The sequence below is a fragment of the Massilia genomosp. 1 genome (genome assembly GCF_011682185.1).
Taxonomy (GTDB): Bacteria; Pseudomonadota; Gammaproteobacteria; order Burkholderiales; family Burkholderiaceae_D; genus Telluria_A; species Telluria_A rubra.
Window position 1 is genome coordinate 1 of sequence record NZ_WHJF01000074.1, and the last position, 19,362, is coordinate 19,362.

At 63.5% G+C, this 19,362-nt stretch carries 14 protein-coding genes; 12 read left to right on the forward strand and 2 right to left on the reverse strand.

The window, feature by feature from the left end:
- Positions 1–28: 28 nt before the first annotated feature.
- Together F1735_RS23185 and F1735_RS23190 are read right to left on the reverse strand one after the other, a co-directional pair.
- Positions 29–523, reverse strand: coding sequence for a 3'-5' exonuclease (locus F1735_RS23185; protein ID WP_167239127.1), 495 nt, complete (start codon positions 521–523; stop codon positions 29–31).
- A gap of 101 nt (positions 524–624) precedes the next feature.
- Positions 625–2,433, reverse strand: coding sequence for a DUF885 domain-containing protein (locus F1735_RS23190; protein WP_167239128.1), 1,809 nt, complete (start codon positions 2,431–2,433; stop codon positions 625–627).
- A gap of 127 nt (positions 2,434–2,560) precedes the next feature.
- Between F1735_RS23190 and F1735_RS23195 the strand changes: the two genes are divergently transcribed.
- The 12 genes from F1735_RS23195 to F1735_RS23250 all read left to right on the forward strand — a co-directional run bounded on the left by F1735_RS23195 (position 2,561) and on the right by F1735_RS23250 (position 19,360).
- Positions 2,561–3,841, forward strand: coding sequence for a glycosyltransferase (locus F1735_RS23195; RefSeq protein ID WP_167239129.1), 1,281 nt, complete (start codon positions 2,561–2,563; stop codon positions 3,839–3,841).
- An 87-nt stretch (positions 3,842–3,928) separates the two neighbouring features.
- Complete coding sequence (locus tag F1735_RS23200; protein WP_167239130.1) at positions 3,929–6,571, forward strand: TonB-dependent receptor; 2,643 nt, start codon at positions 3,929–3,931, stop codon at positions 6,569–6,571.
- Between the two features lie 84 nt (positions 6,572–6,655).
- Complete coding sequence (locus F1735_RS23205) at positions 6,656–8,023, forward strand: MFS transporter (protein WP_167239131.1); 1,368 nt, start codon at positions 6,656–6,658, stop codon at positions 8,021–8,023.
- 33 nt (positions 8,024–8,056) lie between these two features.
- On the forward strand, positions 8,057–9,001 hold the full coding sequence (locus F1735_RS23210) for a glycoside hydrolase family 43 protein (protein ID WP_167239132.1): 945 nt from the start codon (positions 8,057–8,059) through the stop codon (positions 8,999–9,001).
- Between the two features lie 22 nt (positions 9,002–9,023).
- On the forward strand, positions 9,024–10,085 hold the full coding sequence (locus F1735_RS23215) for an aldose epimerase family protein (RefSeq protein ID WP_167239133.1): 1,062 nt from the start codon (positions 9,024–9,026) through the stop codon (positions 10,083–10,085).
- Complete coding sequence (locus F1735_RS23220) at positions 10,085–10,945, forward strand: SMP-30/gluconolactonase/LRE family protein (protein ID WP_187364329.1); 861 nt, start codon at positions 10,085–10,087, stop codon at positions 10,943–10,945. The genes F1735_RS23215 and F1735_RS23220 overlap by 1 nt, the downstream gene beginning before the upstream one ends.
- Positions 10,946–11,372: 427 nt before the next feature.
- Positions 11,373–13,112: an IlvD/Edd family dehydratase gene (locus F1735_RS23225; protein WP_167239135.1), complete on the forward strand. Its 1,740-nt coding sequence runs from the start codon at positions 11,373–11,375 to the stop codon at positions 13,110–13,112.
- 52 nt (positions 13,113–13,164) lie between these two features.
- Entirely contained in the window at positions 13,165–14,157 is a 993-nt protein-coding gene (gene araD1 / locus F1735_RS23230) for an AraD1 family protein (protein WP_167239136.1), read from the forward strand.
- Positions 14,154–15,725: an aldehyde dehydrogenase (NADP(+)) gene (locus tag F1735_RS23235; protein WP_167239137.1), complete on the forward strand. Its 1,572-nt coding sequence runs from the start codon at positions 14,154–14,156 to the stop codon at positions 15,723–15,725. Before araD1 ends, F1735_RS23235 begins: the two co-directional genes overlap by 4 nt.
- A 182-nt stretch (positions 15,726–15,907) precedes the next feature.
- Positions 15,908–16,675: an SDR family NAD(P)-dependent oxidoreductase gene (locus F1735_RS23240; RefSeq protein WP_167239138.1), complete on the forward strand. Its 768-nt coding sequence runs from the start codon at positions 15,908–15,910 to the stop codon at positions 16,673–16,675.
- A gap of 37 nt (positions 16,676–16,712) precedes the next feature.
- Positions 16,713–18,263, forward strand: a complete 1,551-nt coding sequence (locus F1735_RS23245) for an alpha-N-arabinofuranosidase (RefSeq protein ID WP_167239139.1) — start codon at positions 16,713–16,715, stop codon at positions 18,261–18,263.
- A gap of 83 nt (positions 18,264–18,346) precedes the next feature.
- A complete protein-coding gene (locus tag F1735_RS23250; RefSeq protein ID WP_167239140.1) occupies positions 18,347–19,360 on the forward strand; it encodes an arabinan endo-1,5-alpha-L-arabinosidase in 1,014 nt (337 codons plus the stop codon).
- Positions 19,361–19,362 lie beyond the last annotated feature (2 nt).

Below are 19,362 nucleotides of genomic sequence, written 5' to 3' on the forward strand. Positions count from 1 at the left end.
CCGCCGGCTCTGCCAACCGAAGCCGGAATCAACATGCCCAAAATGGACATTGGCACCAACGAGCAGACCGAAGAATGCTCCCTAAACAATCTGTAAATACTGTCTCAAATAGTTTGACACGCTCCGGTCGCTTGACGTTCGCGTGCGAGGCGCTGATCGGATAGGGCACCTTGTGGAAGGCGCAGTCCTGGTGCAGCTGTTTCAGGTCGTAGTCGCCCCAGGAGCAGAACACGAAGTCGCTGTACTGAAACAGCCAGGTCTTGAAGTGGCCGATTGCTTCCTCAAACAGCGGGGCGCTGTCGACGTCTTTCTGCTCGATCGAGGTGAGGGTGGTGCAGAAGGGTGTCAGTTGCGCATGGCGCACCGGGCGAATGAAGGTCTGGAATTCATCGACCACGGCCAGGCTGGCGCCGTCGACCATGACGGCGCCGATTTCGATGATTTCCATATGGTCGCGTGGCACCGTCGCCTTGTCGCAGCAGGTGGCTTCAAAGTCGATGACGAGGTAAGGGGATGCTTGCATTCAGTTGCGTTTCCTTAAGTAGACAAAACGCTACTATAACGCCATCGCCGGAGCCGGCCGGAAAACGCCTCTTTCACAGCCGTTCCCCTCATGCGCTTTCTCTACTTTGCCGACGCAATCCAGCGATCCACCCGGGCTTCCAGCAGCGGCAGCGGCAAGGTGCCGTCGCCAATGACCACTTCGTGGAATTTGGGCAGGCTGAATTTGTCGCCCATCGCCGTGCGCGCCCGCTCGCGCAATTCCAGGATCTTCAGCGCGCCGATCTTGTAGCTCAATGCCTGCGCCGGCCACACCATGTAACGCTCGATCTGGTTCTTTGCGCGCGCTTCGCTGTAGCCGAGCGTCTTGCTGGCGTATGCAATGGCCTGCTCCCGGGTCCAGCCTTTGGCGTGCATGCCGGTATCGACCACCAGCCTGACGGCGCGCAGCAATTCATCGTTCAGGTGCCCGAAATACGCTTCCGGGTCGTCATACAGACCGAATTCGTGCCCCAGGGTTTCCGCATACAGCGCCCAGCCTTCGGTAAACGCCCCGATATTCGGATTTTCGGTGTTGAATTTGCGGAAATCCGGTACGTCGAGTTCCTTCAGCAGTCCCGCGTGAAAATGGTGGCCGGGCTGGCCTTCGTGCAGGTACAGGGTGACCATGCCGGTGCGGCTGTAGTCTTTGGGATCGTTCACGACCGCCCAGAACACGCCCGGATGCGAGCCGTCGGCCGCCGCCGGCGTGTAATGGTCGGACGCCGTGGCGCGCGTCAATTCGGGTTCCAGCTGCAATTGAAGCGGGGCTTTCGGCAACAGCGAAAACAGCGCCGGCAGCTTGGTCTTGATCGTGCTGTCGATCTGGCGATAGGCGTCGAGCACCTCGGCCTCGGTCTTGAAGGGCTTGAATTTGTCCTGCGCTTCCACCCATTGCGGCAGCCCCGCCGGCGCGCCGCTGTAACCGAGCTTGGGACCGAGCAGCGCCCATTGCTGTTCGATGCGCGCCACTTCCTTCAATCCCAATTGGTGAATCTGTTCGGGATTCATCGACACCGTGGTGCGGTCCTTGATCTGCGCCTGGTACCACGCGGCGCCGTTCGGCAGCGCGCTCCAGCCGTCGCTGGCGCGGCTGGCGGGCAGGTATTCCTTTTCCAGGTACAGCGCCAGTCGCTCGAGGGCAGGGCACAGGCCGGTGGCGACTGTCTTGCGATAAGCGGCGCTGAGCCGGTCTTTATCGGCCTGCGAAAACGCCGCCGGCAGGTTCTTGATCGGCGTGTAAAAGATGTTCGCTTCCGGCGTGGCGCTGCGCAGTTGCTGGAACTGGGGCAGCATCGCCAGCGTGATCGCTTTCGGTTGCACGATGCCGCGCTTGACGCCTTCGCGCATGTTGGCTATCGCCTGGTCGATCCAGGCCGGCAGCTGGTTCAGGCGGCTCAGGTAATCCTGGTATTGGGCCACCGTATTCAAAGGCTGCGAGCCGGTGCCGCTGGCGTAATTGGCCAGGGTGCCGGGCACGTTATCGAAGTGGTTCAGCGGGAGCAGGTGCTCGGGGAATTTTTCCAGGCTCAGGCCGCTATCGAGTTCGAAGGCCAGCAAGTCGTCATTGAGCTGGTCCGCTGCGCTCAGGCGCGCGCGCGCAATGGCTTTCAATTGCGCCTGCATGCGCCGGTACAGGGCAAACTGGCGCGCGCGGCTTTGCGGCGAAATGCTCATTCCCAGTTCGCTGTTATAGCGGCTGTCGCCATTGGCGGTGATCAGCAGCGGATCGACATGCGCGCGCGCCTCATAGAAGGCGTCGGCCAGTTTGTGAAGCCGGGTCGCTGCGGCGGCGCTGGCGGCCGGCGCGGCGCTGGCGCCGGCCACCGGCAGGGTTAATACGGCCAGCAATGCCGTGGTGCCGAGCAGCGGGCGGGAGAGGCTGAAACGCATGACGATTCCTTGTACATTGAGTGAAGAGAATCCGGGCAGGATAGCGCAAATAGCCGCGGCTGGGCAGCTGCGCGAGGCTGTATGATAGGCGGCGCTGTGCGCCGCTCATCCCCTCTATGGAAACGCCATGTCCGATTATTCGACCGTTTTGCCGCATATTGTCGTCGTCACCACCGGCTCGGCCGGCGATCTGTTTCCATTCCTGCGGCTCGGGATCGGGCTGCGCGAGCGCGGCCACAAGGTCACGGTCCTGGCGCCCCAGATGCACGCGCCGCTGGTGCGTCACGCCGGCCTGGAATGCCATCGGCTGCCGGCCGATCCGGCGGTCCTGGACGATCCCGACCTGTGGCATCCGCGGCGCGGTTTCGGCGTGGTATGGCGCGCTATCCGGGACGGCATGGAAGCGATGCGCGCATTTGTCGCGGCCCTGCCGCCGGACCAGCCGTGTACCTTGCTGGTCCATCCGCTGGCCGTGGCGCATGCCGACCTGCGGCGCGCGGAACGGCCCGATATCCGCATCGTGGCCGCCTACCTGGCGCCATCGAACCTGCGCACGGTGCATGACTTGCCGGTGCTGGGACCGTTTCCGATACCGGGCTGGCTGCCTTTGATGCTGCGGGGCTGGCTGTGGAACATGGTCGAGGCCACGGCCATCAACCCGGTCGTCGTGCCCGAACTGAACGCGATACGGCGCGCGCAGGGTCGCGCGCCCATGTCCAGCTACATGGACGAGATGTACAGTGTGCCCGACCTGTCGCTGACCCTGTTTCCGGAATGGTTCGGCGCGCGCCAGCCGGACTGGCCGTCGCCGCTGCTGTGCGGCGATTTTCCGCTGTACGATCCGCACCCGGATGCCTCGATTGCGCCGGGCCTCGTGCAATTCATGCGCGCCGGCAGCGCCCCGATCATCGTCACCCACGGTACCGCCAACATGCATGCGGCCGCGTTCTTTGCCAGCGCACTGGCGGCGGCGCAGCGGCTCGGCCGGCGCATCGTGTTCCTGACGGCGCACCGGGCGCATGTGCCGGCCAACTTGCCGCCAACGGCGTTCTGGCAGGATTACTGCCCGCTGGCGGCCTTGCTGCCGGACGCGGCGGCGCTGGTGCATCACGGCGGCATCGGCACCACGGCCGTCGCCTTGCGCGCCGGTACCCCGCAGCTGGTCGTGCCGATGGCCTACGACCAGTTCGACAACGGCGAGCGGGTCAGGGCGATGCACGCCGGCCTGACGCTCAAAGCGAACCGCGTCAGCGTGCGCACGCTGGCCGACGCCCTGCACAGCCTGCTGCAATCGCCCGAGATCCATCTTGGTTGCTCAGCAGTCAAAGAGCGCCTGGCGGCCGGGGGAGGGCTGGACGCGGTGATCGATGCCATATCGAAAACGGTATCGAAAACCGGAAAAATATGATTGGATTGATTCCTTGGCTTTCCTTACTATCCGGTTCAAGGGCTAAAAATACCCAAGAATCATATAACTAGAACGCCAAGGAGACGTATGACATCGCACGCACCAGGCCCCGTCGCGGCCATCTTTCGCACTCCCTTGATCCGCACCCCGTTGACCCGCACCCCCTTGACCTTGAAGCTGATCGTGGCGGCCCTGGCCGGCGCCGGCACGCTGAGCGGCGCCTCGGTATGGGCGCAGGATGCCATTGCGCTTGATGTCCCCAGCGTGGTCACCGTCTCCGGCGTGCGCAAGGCAGCCCAGAGCGCCCAGGCGATCAAGCGCAATTCGGACGAAGTGATCGATTCCATCGTGGCCGAGGAAGCCGGCAAGTTCCCGGACAAGAATGTCGCCGAAATGCTCGGCCGCATCACCGGGGTGCAGATCCGCCGCGAAAACGGCGAGGCGCGCGAGGTCGTCATCCGCGGCTTGCCGGGCCTCGTGACCCTGCTCAACGGCCGCGAAATGTTCACCGCCGGCAAAGAGGGCCGCAGCCTGTACCTGGCCGACATTCCGGCCGCCATGCTGCAACGGGTGGACGTGTACAAGACCCAGGGCGCCGAGATGGTCGAGGGCGGCACCGCCGGCGTGATCGATGTGCGTACCGCGCGTCCGTTCGACGCCAAGGGCTTCGCGTCGAGCCTCACCGCGCGCGTGGAAAACCGCGACAAGTCGAAAACCAACGATCCCAACCTGTCGGGCATGATCTCGAACCGCTGGAAAACCGGCTACGGCGAGATCGGCGCGCTGGCCGGCCTGTCCTACCAGGATGGCAATTACCACGACGAAATCACCTGGAATTCGCCGCCGAAGGACCGCGCGGCCGACATCGGCGCCGGCATTTCCGCGCCGGACGAGCTGGGCCATGTGCTGTACCAGGGCCAGCGCAAGCGCGTGGCCGGCAATGTCGCGCTGCAGTGGCGTCCGAGCGCGGCCCTCGAATTCTTTGCCGAAGGCATCTCGACCGACATCCATCACGATGCCGAACGCCAGTTCTATGTCGGCGCGCTTGGCCTGAACAAGCATTCCGCCTTCACCCTGATTCCCGGCACCAAGCAGGTGCAGACGGTGACATCGACCAACAGCAATCCGTTCGCGCTCGGCTCGACCCAGGCGCCGCACGATTACTCGCTGGGCAGCCAGGGCGCCCTCGGTGCGCGCTGGAACGTGTCGCCGACGTGGCGCGTGACGACCGAGCTGGCGCGCACACTGAGCCGTGTGCGCCAGGAGCTTCCTATCGTCGACCTGGTGGCGGCGCCGCCTACCATCACCGGCAACACCTACGTGAATGGGGGAGCGCAGTTTTCCTATCCCGCTTACGACATGAGCAAGCCGAACAATTACCGGGTCGCCACCTTCTTCGACAATCACAACCATGCCGAAAGCCGCGCGACCGACTGGCGCGCCGACGCCAGCTGGACCCCGGAAGAAGACGGCTTCATCAAGGATGTGTCGACCGGCGTGCGGGTCGCCAAGCGCAATGCGGCCTATGTGCATGAGCTGGACGGCTTTCGTCCGGCGCCGGGCAATATTGCTTTGAGCTCGCTGCCGGGCCTGGCCTGCAATTCGATGCCGATGGCGGGCGACTACGGCATGGCCTCGTGGGTCACGCCGTGCGCCGGCTTCATGCACGACCATATCGGCGAGCTGCGCACGCTGTTCGGCGATGGCAGCAAGTCGGCCGAAGACAAGCTGTCCCAGTTCAACAACCAGGAAACCACCTACGCCCTCTACACCAAGGCCAAGTATGGTTTTACGGCCGGGACCATCCCGGTCGAGGGCACCCTGGGCGTGCGCGTGGTGCAGACCAAGGGTGTGCTGAGCGGCTACTCGCAAGCGAACGGCGTGATCGTGCCGGTATCGAGCACGCCATCATCGACCGACGTGTTGCCGAATGCGACGCTCAAGGCCATGATCTTGCCGGACGTGCAGGCGCGCCTGACCGCCGGCAAGTCGATGCAGCGCGCCAACTTCGACCAGTTCAATCCGGGCGTGTCCTACAACGTGCCGAGCACCACCGTGCAAGCGGTGGGCACGGGCGGCAATCCCGACCTGAAACCGATCGAAGGCAAGAACTTCGATGCCGCGGCGGAATGGTATTTCGCACCGACCGGCTCGCTCACGGCCACCGTGTTCCGCCACGACTTCAAGAATTACATCCTCACCAGTTCGACCAAGGAAACCTATAACGGCATCGTGTACGACGTACACCGTCCGCGCAATATGTCCAAGGGCACCTTGCAGGGCGCGGAATTGTCTTACCAGCAGTTCTACGACAAGCTGCCGGGCTGGCTGGGCGGCTTCGGCCTGCAAGCGAACGTGACCTACATGAAGGGCGACCTGAGCGATACCGGCGGCGTGCTCAAACCGTTCGTCGGCATGTCCAGGCTGTCGTACAACGTGGTCGGCCTGTACGAGCGCGACGGCTGGTCCGGCCGCGTGGCCTACAACTGGCGCGACAAGTATGTCGACACCTTCAACTACCGTGGCCTCGGTTTCGACTTGATCGTCGACCCGATCAAGACCATGGATGCCTCGCTCTCCTACAAGATCAGCGAAGCGATGAGCCTGACGGTGGATGTGGAGAACGTGCTTGATCGTAAGTACCACGATTACCATGGCGTCGCCAGCAACCCGCGCGACATCCGCCGCTACGACCGCGTGGTGGGTCTGTCGCTGCGCTACAAAATGTAAGTACCCGATAAGCGATCGTCCCGGAAGCGTTGCGTGGAAATTGAACGCAGCGCTTTCTGTCCTTGTATGGCTGAGAAAGTTTGCATGAAACCGCTCGATAAGAATTCCCAGAAATTATCCATCCTCGAAAAAGTGGGCTTCGGCACCGGCGACATGGCGCTCAACGTCGTGATCTCGTCGATGATGCTGCTCATCACCTTCTTCTACACCGATATCTACGGCCTGCGCACCGAGCACCTGGCGCTGCTGTTCGTGGTGGTCAAAGTCATCGGCGGCGCGGCCGACCTGGCCATGGGGCAGGTGACCGACCGCTTCACCTCGCGCTTCGGGCGCTACCGGCCGTGGCTGCTGTGGCTGTGCGTTCCGTATGGCGTGAGCGTGTTTTTCGTGTTCACCACGCCAGCCTGGGGCTATGACGCCAAGCTGGTGTGGGCGTATTCCACCTACATCCTGATGACCCTGATGACGGCCGGGGTCGGCATTCCGTATATTTCGCTGATCAGCGGACTGACCGGCGATCCGCAGGAACGCCTCTCGGCCAACGGCTACCGCCTGTTCTTCGCCAAGGCCGGCGCCTTCATGGTGACCATCATCGTGCCCAAGCTGGCGGAAAAGTGGGGGGCGGGGAACCTGGCCGTCGGCTACCAGTCGGCGATGGCGCTGATGGCGGTGATGGGCGTCGGCCTGTTCCTGTTCTGCGTGTGTACCACGAAAGAACGGGTGATCCACGTGGTCGAGCGGCAGCCTTTGATGGAACAGTTCAAGCTGCTGATGCGCAACGACCAATGGCTGATCCTGTGCGGCGTGTGCCTGACCGGCACGGTCGGCTACGTGGTGCGCGGCTCGGTCGCCATCTATTACGCCATGTACTACCTTGGCGGCGACACCGATACCGTGGCCGCGTTCTTGTCGACCGGCGTGGCGGCGGCGATCCTGTCGATGGTCGCCTCGACCTGGATCACCAAGTCGTATTGCAAGGTCAAGCTGTTCCGCTATACCCAGCTCGGGGTGGCCCTGATCAGCGTGCTGATGTACGTGTTGGTGAAGCCGGGCGACATGCTGCTCGCGTTCATCCTGTACTTCCTGCTCTCCTTCGTGGTCGACCTGCATGCGCCGGTGTTCTGGTCGGCGATTGCCGAAACCATCGACTACGGCCAGGTCAAGACCGGCAAGCGCGTTTCCGGCTTTGCCTTCGGCGGCATTTCGGTCTGCCAGAAGGCCGGCATGGCGGTGGCCGGCGGCATGGTCGGGCTGCTGCTGAGCTATTTCCAGTACGTGCCGAACCAGGGGCAAAGTCCGCTGGCGCTGAGCGGCATCGCCTTGATGCTCACCGTCATCCCCGGCTTCTTCCACTTCCTGATGGGCGTGCTGATGTTCAAGTACCGCATCACCGACAGCTACTACGACGAGGTCAAGACCGACCTGCGCAGCGCCGGCTTGGCCACCACTTAATTTACCGGACCCGCTGAAGCAAACCCAATGACCATGCACACACTGTCCCCCCTGATCGCGCAACGCGCCGATCCCTTCATTTACAAGCACAGCGACGGCTATTACTATTTCACGGCCTCGGTGCCGGAATACGACCGCATCGAAGTGCGCCGCGCGCGCACCATTGCCGAACTGCCAGGCGCGCCCGCGCTCGATGTATGGCGCAAGCCCGATGCCGGACCGTACAGCGAACTGCTGTGGGCGCCGGAAATCCACTTCAACCAGGGCGCGTGGTATGTCTACTTCGCCGCCGCCCCGAGCCGCGAGATCAAACACCAGCTGTTCCAGCACCGCATGTACGCCGTGCGCAACACCCGTCCCAACCCGCTCGACGGCGAGTGGGAATTCATGGGGCAAGTCGACAGCGGCATCGACACCTTCTGTCTCGACGCCACCACCTTCACCCACGACGGCGTGCTGTACTACCTGTGGGCGCAAAAGGACGAGGCGATCGAAGGCAACTCCAACCTGTACATCGCGCCGATGGCCACGCCGTGGCAGCTTGGCGGGCCGCCGGTCATGCTCAGCAAACCCGAATTCGACTGGGAAATCCGCGGCTTTTGGGTCAACGAAGGCCCCTCCGTCATCAAGCGCAACGGCAAGATTTTCATCAGCTACTCGGCCAGCGCCACCGACGAGAACTACGCGATGGGCTTGCTGTGGGCCGGCGAGAACGCCGACCTGCTCAATCCGGCATCGTGGACCAAGCTGGCCGAGCCGGTGCTGCAGACCTGCTACGAGCACGGCGTCTACGGTCCGGGCCACAACAGTTTTACCTATGCCGAGGATGGCGACACCGTGATGCTGGTGTACCATGCTCGTACCTACACCGAGATTGTCGGCGACCCCCTGTGGAACCCCGACCGCCATACTTTCGTCAAGCCATTGCGATGGGACGAGCAGGGCATGCCCGTGTTCGGACGCCCGTCAATCGCCTGAGACACCTTAACGAGGAAGCACCGTGCAAGCGAGCATCACGCAATCGGCATTCGGCCACCTGCCCGACGGCAGGGCGGCCACCTTGTTCACACTGAGCAATCCCAACGGGCTGCTGCTGAAGATCACCGATTTCGGCGGCATCATCACCGAAATCCACACGCCCGACCGCCACGGCGCGCTGGCCGACATCACGCTCGGCTTCGATACGCTGGCGCCGTATGTGACAGCGTCGCCGTACTTCGGCGCCCTGATCGGGCGCTACGGCAACCGCCTGCGCGACGGCCGCTTCACGCTCGACGGCCGGGTGGTGCAACTGCCCGCCAACGACGGCGCCCACCACCTGCACGGCGGCGAGCTGGGCTACCACCGCGTACTGTGGCGCGCGATTCCCTTCCACGAAAGCGATTCGGTCGGCCTGACCTTGATCTACCGCAGCCGTGACGGCGAGCAGGGCTATCCCGGCACGCTCGACGTGACCGTGGTATACGAACTGACGGCCGGCGACGAGCTGGTGGTGACGTTCGACGCGGTGACCGACAAGGCGACGCCGGTCAACCTGACCCAGCACGCGTACTTCAACCTGGCGGGCCAGGGCGACATCCTCGGCCATCTGCTGCGGATCGACGCCGACGCCTACACGCCGATCGACAGCACCCTGATTCCGACCGGGGAACTGGCGCCGGTGGCCGGCACCGCGTTCGACTTCCGCACGCCGCATCCGATCGGCGAGCGCATCGGTATTGAAGATGAACAACTGCGCCACGGCAGCGGCTACGATCACAATTTCGTGCTCAACAAGCCGGCCCCCAGGGCGATGACCCTGGCCGCGCGCGTACACGAGCCGGTCTCGGGCCGGGTGCTCGAACTGTTCACCGAGGAACCGGGCGTGCAGTTTTACAGCGGCAATTTCCTTGACGGCAGCTTGACGGGCAAGGGCCAGACTTATGGCTATCGCAGCGGCTTTTGCCTCGAACCCCAGCACTTTCCCGATTCGCCCAACCAGAGCGCATTTCCGAATACCATCTTGCGCCCGGGTGAAGAATATGCGACCGTATCCCGATACAGATTTTCGGTGGAGAAGTGATGCTTGAGCTAATGGTCGACATGAAAAATGCGCTGGGCGAATGCGTGCTGTGGTGCGAGCGCAGCGGTCGGGTGTTCTGGACCGATATCCTCGGTTCCACCTTGTGGGCGCATCATCCGGCCACGGGTGTCACGCGCAGCTGGGCGATGCCGGAGCGGCTGGCCTCGTTCGCGCTGACCGACCACGACGAGCGCTTGCTGGTCGGACTGGCGACGCGGCTGGCTTTTTTCGAGCTCGGGAGCGGGGCGGTCACGCCGGTCTGCGAGGTCGAGGCCGGGTTGACCACGCGCCTCAATGACGGGCGTTGCGATCGCCAGGGGCGTTTTGTGTTCGGCACCTTCAACGAAGTCGAGCCGCGCCTGCCGATCGGCGGCTTTTACCGGCTCAACCGCGACTTGCGCCTGGAGCGCCTGCCGCTGCCGCATGCGGCGATTGCCAACAGCATCTGTTTCAGTCCCGACGGCGCCACCATGTACTACTGCGATTCGCCGGAGCGGGTGATCCGTTGCTGCGACTACGATGTGGTCAGCGGCGCGCTGTCGAACTTGCGCGTGTTTGCCCAGGTCGAAGGCGAGGGCGAGCCGGACGGGTCGTGCGTCGATGCGCGCGGGTATCTGTGGAACGCCCAGTGGGGCGCGGGCAAGCTGGTGCGCTATGCGCCGGACGGCGCCATCGACCGCACTGTGGCGCTGCCGGCCAGCCAGCCGAGCTGCGTGGCGTTCGGCGGCGTGCTGCTCGACCAGTTGTACGCGACCAGCGCGCGGGTGGGCCTGGCCAATCCGGGGGATGCCGATGGCGGGCTGTTCACGGGGACGGTGCCGGGCGTGCGCGGCTTGCCGGAGAGCCGGTTCGTTTGCTGATGGGTGGTCCCGGTGAGGTGCGAGCGGGGCGATTTCTTACTTGCGCAGGGCGCAGTGCTACTCCTTGTCTTCTTGCAAGGTGAGCTGTATCGACATTTTTCCGGCGTGCCGCTACGCAGGTGTTTGATGACGAGCGCTGCACCTCGCGCGCACGGCGCGCTTGTTTCATTGATGAGCAAACAGATCGTGATGCTCGCCAGTCGGGAATGCGAGCAATTGTGCATGTGCCAGATGAGGTCCGCCTCATTCGATCTGGCTGCACTGTCCTTACCCCCCCGCCTCCTCGCCTTTCTTTGATATTCAAATCGATATCGCTATCGCCAAAAAATTGATTGGAAAGGCATCCCAAGAATCTTTAGTATTCCCTCTATCGCTGCCGAACGACGACATGAGTTCGAGACGGCATCAGAAAAAACAGGAGGAATACATGTCTGAGACGAAAAAGCCGAAACTGCGCTCCGCGGAGTGGTTCGGCACCCAGGATAAAAACGGTTTCATGTACCGCAGCTGGATGAAAAACCAGGGCATCCCCGACCACGAGTTTCAAGGCAAGCCGATCATCGGCATCTGCAACACCTGGTCCGAACTGACTCCCTGCAACGCCCACTTCCGCCAACTGGCCGAACACGTCAAGAAGGGCATCCTCGAAGCCGGCGGTTTCCCGGTCGAGTTCCCGGTGTTTTCCAACGGCGAGTCGAACCTGCGCCCGACCGCCATGCTCACCCGCAACCTGGCCAGCATGGACGTGGAAGAATCGATCCGCGGCAATCCGATGGATGCCGTGGTGCTGCTGGTCGGTTGCGACAAGACCACCCCGGCCCTCTTGATGGGCGCGGCCAGCGTCGACCTGCCGACCATCGTCGTCAGCGGCGGTCCCATGCTCAACGGTAAGCTGAACGGCAAGAACATCGGTTCCGGCACCGCCGTCTGGCAGTTGCACGAACAGATGAAGGCCGGCACCATCACCCTGCACCAGTTCATGTCCGCCGAGTCCGGCATGTCGCGCTCGGCCGGCACCTGCAACACCATGGGCACGGCCTCGACCATGGCCTGCATGGCCGAAGCGCTCGGCACCTCGCTGCCGCACAACGCCGCCATTCCCGCCGTCGATTCGCGCCGCTACGTGCTGGCCCATATGTCGGGCATCCGCATCGTCGAGATGGTGCGGGAAGACTTGCGCCTGTCCAAGATCCTCACGCGCGAAGCGTTCGAAAACGCGATCAAGGTCAACGCCGCCATCGGTGGCTCGACCAACGCCGTGATCCACCTGAAAGCGATTGCCGGGCGCATCGGCGTGCCGCTCGAGCTGGAAGACTGGACCGCGATCGGCAAGGGCACCCCCACCATCGTCGACCTGCTGCCGTCCGGGCGCTACCTGATGGAAGAGTTTTACTACGCCGGCGGCCTGCCGGGCGCGATCCGCCGCCTGGGCGAAGGCAAGCTGCTGCCGCACAAGGATGCGCTGACCGTCAACGGCAAGAGCCTGTGGCAGAACTGCGAAGAAGCGCCGATCTACGACGACGAGGTGATCCGTCCGCTGGCCAAGCCGCTGATCGAGGATGGCGGCATCTGCATCCTGCGCGGCAACCTGGCGCCGCGCGGCGCCGTGCTCAAGCCGTCGGCCGCCTCGCCGCACCTGATGAAGCACTGCGGCAAGGCGGTCGTCTTCGAAGATTTCGAGCACTACAAGAGCCGCATCCTCGACCCCGATCTCGATGTCGATGCCGATTCGATCCTGGTGATGAAAAATTGCGGGCCGAAGGGGTATCCGGGCATGGCGGAAGTTGGCAACATGGGCTTGCCGCCCAAGCTGCTGGCCCAAGGCGTGACCGACATGGTGCGCATCTCGGACGCGCGCATGAGCGGCACCGCCTACGGCACCGTGGTGCTGCACGTGGCGCCGGAAGCGATGGCGGGCGGGCCGCTCGGCATCGTACAGGATGGCGACTTCATCGCCCTCGACTGCCACAACGGCAGCCTGAACCTGGACATTTCCGACGAAGAAATGGCCCGCCGCCTGGCCGCCCGTGCCGGATCGCAAGCGCCGGTGGCCAAGAGCGGCTACCAGAAGCTCTACATCGACCACGTGCTGCAGGCCGATGAAGGCTGCGACTTCGACTTCCTGCTCGGCAGCCGCGGCTCGGCCGTGCCCCGCCATTCCCATTAACATCCCCGGCTGGTGTCAGACCTGACACCGCCGCTGTACACGGAGACACACCATGCTACTCGTCCAATTTACCAATGAAGCCGGGGCGCGCCGCGTTGCCGTGCTTGAACAAGACCAGCTGCGCGTGATCGACGGCTACGCCAGCACCTGCGCCCTGGCCCAAGAAGCCATCGCCGGCAAGACCAAACTCGCTGACGTGGCCGCCGCCGCCATCGGCGCCGAAACCCATTCCTTTGAGGCGGTGGCCAGCGCCGGGCGCCTGCTGGCGCCGATCGACCATCTTGATGCCGCCCATTGCTACGTCACCGGCACCGGCCTGACCCACCTCGGCAGCGCCGATACGCGCGACGCCATGCACAAGAAAATCGGCGGCGATGTCGAGACCCTGAGCGACAGCATGAAAATGTTCCGCATGGGCGTGGAAGGCGGCAAGCCCGCCGAGGGCGCGCGCGGCGTGCAGCCGGAATGGTTTTACAAGGGCGACGGCTCGGTGGTGCGCGCCAGCGGCCAGCCCTTGCTGATGCCCGAGTTCGCCCTCGATGGCGGCGAAGAGCCCGAAATCGCCGGCCTGTACCTGATCGGCGGCGACGGCCAGCCGCACCGCCTCGGCTATGCCATCGGCAACGAGTTTTCGGACCACGTGACCGAGCGCCAGAATTACCTGTACCTGGCCCACTCCAAGCTGCGCAATTGCGGCCTCGGCCCGGCGCTGCTGGTGGGCGAACTGCCCGCCCACGTGGCCGGCACCTCGCGCATCATCGCCGCCGATGGCACGGTGCGCTGGGAAAAGGCGTTTGTCAGCGGCGAGCAGAATATGTCGCACTCCATCGCCAACCTGGAATACCACCACTTCAAGTACGGCCTGTTCAACCGCGCCGGCGACGTCCACATCCATTTCTTCGGCACCGCCACCCTGAGCGTGGCCGACAACATCACGGTCCTGGCCGGCGAAACGTTCGAGATCGACTCTCCCGTGTTCGGCCCGGCCCTGCGCAACCGCCTCGACCGTGAGCAATCCACCTTTACGAAAGTACACGCTTTATGACCATTACCGGTGAAGCACTGATCGGCGGACACGCAGTGCGCGGCAACGGCGGCTCTTTCCAGGCCTTCGACCCATCCACGCGCGCCCCCATCGAGCCATCCTTCCATATGGTCGATGCCGCCCAGATCGACGAAGCGTGCCGCCTGGCGGAAGCGGCTTTCGATCCCTTCCGCGCGACCAGCAACGAGGCCCGCGCGACTTTTCTGGACACCATCGCGGCCCAGATCCTGGAACTCGGCGACGAACTGATCGTGCGCGCAATGACCGAATCCGGCCTGCCGCGCGCCCGTCTCGAAGGCGAGCGCGGCCGCACCATGGGCCAGCTGAAACTGTTCGCGGAACTGCTGCGCGAAGGGTCGTGGGCCGATGTGCGCATCGACAGCGCCTTGCCGGAACGCCAGCCGCTGCCGCGTCCCGACCTGCGCCTGCGCATGATCGGCCTCGGTCCCGTTGCCGTGTTCGCGGCAAGTAACTTCCCGCTGGCGTTTTCAGTGGCCGGTGGCGATACCGCCGCCGCGCTGGCCGCCGGCTGCCCGGTCGTGTTGAAAGCCCACTCCGCCCATCCCGGCACGTCCGAGCTGGTGGCGCGCGCCGTGCTCAAGGCGATTGCACTGTGCAAGTTGCCGGCAGGCGTGTTCGCGCTGTTGACCGGCACCGGCAACGGCATCGGCCAGGCCCTGGTGGCGCATGCGTCGATCAAGGCGGTTGGTTTTACCGGCTCGCGTTCGGGCGGACAAGCGCTGATGGCGGTGGCCGCCGCGCGTGCGCAGCCGATTCCCGTGTATGCGGAAATGAGCAGCATCAATCCGTTTTACCTGATGCCGCAAGCGCTGGCCGCGCGCGGCGAGCAGATCGCCACCGCCTTTGCCGGCTCGATGACGATGGGCGTTGGCCAGTTCTGCACCAATCCCGGCATCGTGCTGGGTTTGAAAGGGCCGGATTTCGACCGCTTTGCCGACAAGGCGGCGCAGGCCTTATCGGGTATCGACGCGGGGACGATGCTGACCGCGGGCATCGCTTCGGCCTACCAGAGCGGCGTACACAAGCTGGCGCGGCATGCGGCGGTCGATTCCTTGAAAGAAGCGACCCACGCGGAAGGCAAGGGCGGTCCCGCGCTGTTCCGCACCAGCGGCAAGGCCTTCCTGAGCGAGCAGGCGCTGCATGGCGAAATCTTCGGACCGGCGTCGCTGCTGGTCGCGTGCGACAGCATGGAAGAAATGCGCGCCATTACCGAAGGCCTGGAAGGCCAGCTGACCGCGACCGTGCAGATGGACGAGGGCGATACCGAACTGGTGCGTGCCTTGCTGCCTGTGCTGGAGCGCAAGGTGGGACGGATCCTGGCCAATGGCATGCCGACCGGCGTGGAAGTATCGACCGCGATGGTGCATGGCGGGCCGTTCCCGGCCACGTCGGACGGGCGCAGCAGCTCGGTGGGGACGGCGGCGATCCAGCGCTTCTTGCGGCCGGTGTGCTACCAGAACCTGGCGCAGGGTTTGCTGCCGGACGTGCTGCGCGACGATCATGCGGGAGTCTGGCGCCGGCGGGATGGGGCGTTGACGAAGGCTTGAGCGCCTACATCGGTTGCGCTAGCACGTCGTTCCCGCGAAGGCGGGAACCCAAGTTTGCTGTTCAGCCTTTAGCTACGGCACGAAATTGGGTTCCCGCCTTCGCGGGAACGACGGAAGATAAAGCGAGCGGCCACGGCTGATAAAGCACAAGACGCCGCACAGTAAAGTAAGTTGGAGACATCATGAAAAAATCAGCCACCTACCCCAGCCTTTCCGGCAAGCGGGTTTTCATCACCGGCGGCGGCACCGGCATCGGCGAGTCGCTGGTCGCATCCTTCGCCGCCCAGGGCGCGCAGGTCGCCTTTGTCGACATCGTGTACGACGCCAGCGAAGCGCTGTGCCTGCGCGTGGCCGAATCCGGCGCCCCCGCACCGCTGTTCCGCCACTGCGACATCAGCGACATCCCCGCCCTGCAAGCGAGCATGGCCGAACTGGCCGCGCAACTGGGCGACTTCGATATCCTGGTCAACAACGCCGCCAACGACCAGCGCCACCAGACCGAAGACGTCAGCGTCGCGTTCTACGACCAGCGCATCGCCATCAACCAGCGCCCCATGTTCTTCACTTGCCAGTCAGTCCTTGGCGGCATGAAGAAAAAGGGCGCGGGATCGATCATCAACGTCGGCTCCATGTCCTGGCACGCCAAGAACGGCGGCTACCCGGTCTACAGCGCCACCAAGGCGGCCACGGTCGGCCTCACGCGCGGCCTGGCGCGCGACTTCGGCGCGCACGGCATCCGCGTCAACACCGTCACGCCCGGCTGGGTCATGACCGCCCGCCAGCTCGACCTGTGGGTCGATGACGCCGGCAAGGCCGACATCAAGCGCAACCAGTGCCTGCCCGGCCCGCTGATGCCGGACGACGTCGCGGCCATGATCCTGTTCCTCGCCTCGGACGACAGCGCCATGTGTACTGGCCAGGATTTCGTGGTCGATGCCGGCTGGATTTAAGACACTACCTACAATAAGAACGATTCAGGAGACAACCATGCACATCATCAAACGCAGCATCGCCGCCATCAGCCTGCTTACCGTCAGCGCGTGGCCGGCGTTCGCCGCGGTCAACGTGACCATCGACGCCGGCAAACCCGGTCCGCTCATCAACAAGAATGTCTACGGCCAGTTCGCCGAACACCTCGGCACCGGCATCTACGAAGGCATGTATGTCGGCACCAGTTCCAACATTCCCAACACCAAGGGCTGGCGCAACGATGTCATCGGCGCCTTGAAACAACTGCACGTGCCGCTGGTGCGCTGGCCGGGCGGTTGCTTCGCCGATGAATACCACTGGAAAGACGGTATCGGCCCGCGCGCCAAGCGTCCGGTCAAGGTCAACACCAACTGGGGCGGAGTGGAAGAGAGCAACGCCGTCGGCACCCACGAATTCTTCGACCTGGTCGACCTGTTGGGCGCCGACGCCTACGTCAATGGCAATCTCGGTTCCGGCACTGTGCAGGAAATGGCGGACTGGGTCGAATACATGACCTCCGACAGCAAATCGAGCCTGGCCAAGCTGCGCCGCAAGAATGGCCGCGAGAAGCCGTTCAAAGTCGCGTACTTCGCCATCGGCAACGAAGCCTGGGGTTGCGGCGGCAACATGACGCCTGAGCACTACACCAATCTGTACAAGAATGTTGAAACAATGCTCAAGGCGCCGAAAGAAAGCCGGCCCTTGATGATCGCCAGCGGCGGCAACGATCATGACACCAAATGGACCGATGTGATCAGCAAGAACGCCAAGGGGCAGACCTCGGCCATCAGCTTCCACTACTACACCATCCCGACCGGCAAGTGGGAAGGCAAGGGCGCAGCCACCGGCTTTGCCGAGCCACACTGGATCTCGACCCTGGCGAATACCTTGAAAATCGATGCGATGATCAAGAATAACGTCGCCGTGCTGGACAAGAATGATCCCGAGAAGAAAATCGGCTTGTACGTCGATGAGTGGGGCACCTGGTACGACGTGGAAACCGGCACCACGCCCGGCTTCCTGTACCAGCAGAACACCTTGCGCGATGCGGTGGTGGCTGCGCTCAACTTCAATATTTTCCACCAGCACGCCGACCGCGTTCACATGACCAATATTGCGCAGATGGTCAATGTGCTCCAGGCCATGATTTTGACGGAAAAGGACAAGATGCTGCTGACGCCGACCTATCACGCCTTCCACATGTATGTGCCGTTTCAGGACGCCACCTCGTTGCCGGTGACGGTGGCGGACGATACGGCCTACACCTTGGGCGAGACCACGATTCCGGGCATCAGCGCATCGGCGGCGCGGGCCAAGGATGGCAAGCTGTATCTGTCCTTGGTCAACACCAATCCGGGCAAGCCGGCCGATGTGGTGGTGAATGTGTCGGGTAAACAATTGGCTGCGGCGACTGGCCGCGTGCTGACGGCCACGGCCATGGACGCGCACAACACCTTCCAGAACCCGCAAGCGATCAAGCCGGCGCCGTTCAGCGCCAAGGCCAGTGGCGGTAAACTGACGGTGACGGTGCCGGCAAAAGCGGTTGTGGTGGTGGCGCTGGAAGGGTAATCCTCCCCGATTCCCGCTCAGCCTAAGCTCCGTCGTTCCCGCGCAGGCGGGAACGACGGTTTTGAGTCTATTGGGAACCCAATATGCGTCAGTTAATTCAGTTTTTCGTCTGCGCCACTGGCCTGTTGTTAACGGCCGCCGCCCACGCCAAACAAGTCAGCGTCCACGACCCCGTCATGGCCAAGGAAGGCAACACCTTCTACCTGTTCAGCACCGGCCCCGGCATCACCTTCTACAGTTCCCCAGACATGCGCAACTGGAAGGAAGAAGGCCGCGTCTTCCCCGGCCAACCCGCCTGGGCCAAACAGGCCGCCCCCAGCTTCAACGACCACATCTGGGCGCCGGATGTCTATTTCCACGACGGCAAATACTACCTCTACTATTCCGTCTCCGGCTTCGGCAAAAATACCTCCGGCATCGGCGTGACCACCAACGCCACCCTGAACCCGCGCGCCGCCAACTACCAATGGCAAGACCAGGGCATGGTCCTGCAATCGATCCCCGGCCGCGACAACTGGAACGCCATCGACCCCAACATCGTGGACGACAGCAGCGGCACGGCGTGGATGTCGTTCGGCTCGTTCTGGAGCGGCATCAAGATGGTCAAGCTGGACGCCTCGCGCACGCGCCTGGCCGAGCCGCAAGCCTGGCATACCATCGCCCAGCGCACGCGCCCGGCCGGCGTGCCTGAGGAAGAAGCCGGCCCGGCCGAAATCGAAGCCCCGCACATCCTCAAAAAGAATGGCTACTTCTACCTGTTCGTCTCCTGGGGCCTGTGCTGCAAAAAAGAAGCGAGCACCTACCACGTGGTCATGGGTCGCTCGAAACAGCTCACCGGCCCCTACCTCGACCGCACCGGCAAGGACATGGCCAAGGGCGGCGGCTCCTTGCTCATCGACGGCAACGCGCAGTGGAAAGGCGTCGGCCACAACAGCGCCTACACCATCGACGGCAAGGACTTGCTGGTCATGCACGCCTACGAAACCGCCGACAACTACCTGCAAAAGCTCAAGATCCTCGACATCAAGTGGGACAAGGATGGCTGGCCGACAGTCGATCCGCAAGACTTGAATCGCTACCAGAGCAAGCAACAATAAGG

What these genes read in the sequence shown, in the direction of transcription:
- F1735_RS23185 (WP_167239127.1), bottom strand. Translation starts at nt 523, where the DNA reads ATGCAAGCATCCCCTTACCTCGTCATCGACTTTGAAGCCACCTGCTGC.
- F1735_RS23190 (WP_167239128.1), bottom strand. Translation starts at nt 2,433, where the DNA reads ATGCGTTTCAGCCTCTCCCGCCCGCTGCTCGGCACCACGGCATTGCTG.
- F1735_RS23195 (WP_167239129.1), top strand. Translation starts at nt 2,561, where the DNA reads ATGTCCGATTATTCGACCGTTTTGCCGCATATTGTCGTCGTCACCACC.
- F1735_RS23200 (WP_167239130.1), top strand. Translation starts at nt 3,929, where the DNA reads ATGACATCGCACGCACCAGGCCCCGTCGCGGCCATCTTTCGCACTCCC.
- F1735_RS23205 (WP_167239131.1), top strand. Translation starts at nt 6,656, where the DNA reads ATGAAACCGCTCGATAAGAATTCCCAGAAATTATCCATCCTCGAAAAA.
- F1735_RS23210 (WP_167239132.1), top strand. Translation starts at nt 8,057, where the DNA reads ATGCACACACTGTCCCCCCTGATCGCGCAACGCGCCGATCCCTTCATT.
- F1735_RS23220 (WP_187364329.1), top strand. Translation starts at nt 10,085, where the DNA reads ATGCTTGAGCTAATGGTCGACATGAAAAATGCGCTGGGCGAATGCGTG.
- F1735_RS23225 (WP_167239135.1), top strand. Translation starts at nt 11,373, where the DNA reads ATGTCTGAGACGAAAAAGCCGAAACTGCGCTCCGCGGAGTGGTTCGGC.
- araD1 (WP_167239136.1), top strand. Translation starts at nt 13,165, where the DNA reads ATGCTACTCGTCCAATTTACCAATGAAGCCGGGGCGCGCCGCGTTGCC.
- F1735_RS23235 (WP_167239137.1), top strand. Translation starts at nt 14,154, where the DNA reads ATGACCATTACCGGTGAAGCACTGATCGGCGGACACGCAGTGCGCGGC.
- F1735_RS23240 (WP_167239138.1), top strand. Translation starts at nt 15,908, where the DNA reads ATGAAAAAATCAGCCACCTACCCCAGCCTTTCCGGCAAGCGGGTTTTC.
- F1735_RS23245 (WP_167239139.1), top strand. Translation starts at nt 16,713, where the DNA reads ATGCACATCATCAAACGCAGCATCGCCGCCATCAGCCTGCTTACCGTC.
- F1735_RS23250 (WP_167239140.1), top strand. Translation starts at nt 18,347, where the DNA reads ATGCGTCAGTTAATTCAGTTTTTCGTCTGCGCCACTGGCCTGTTGTTA.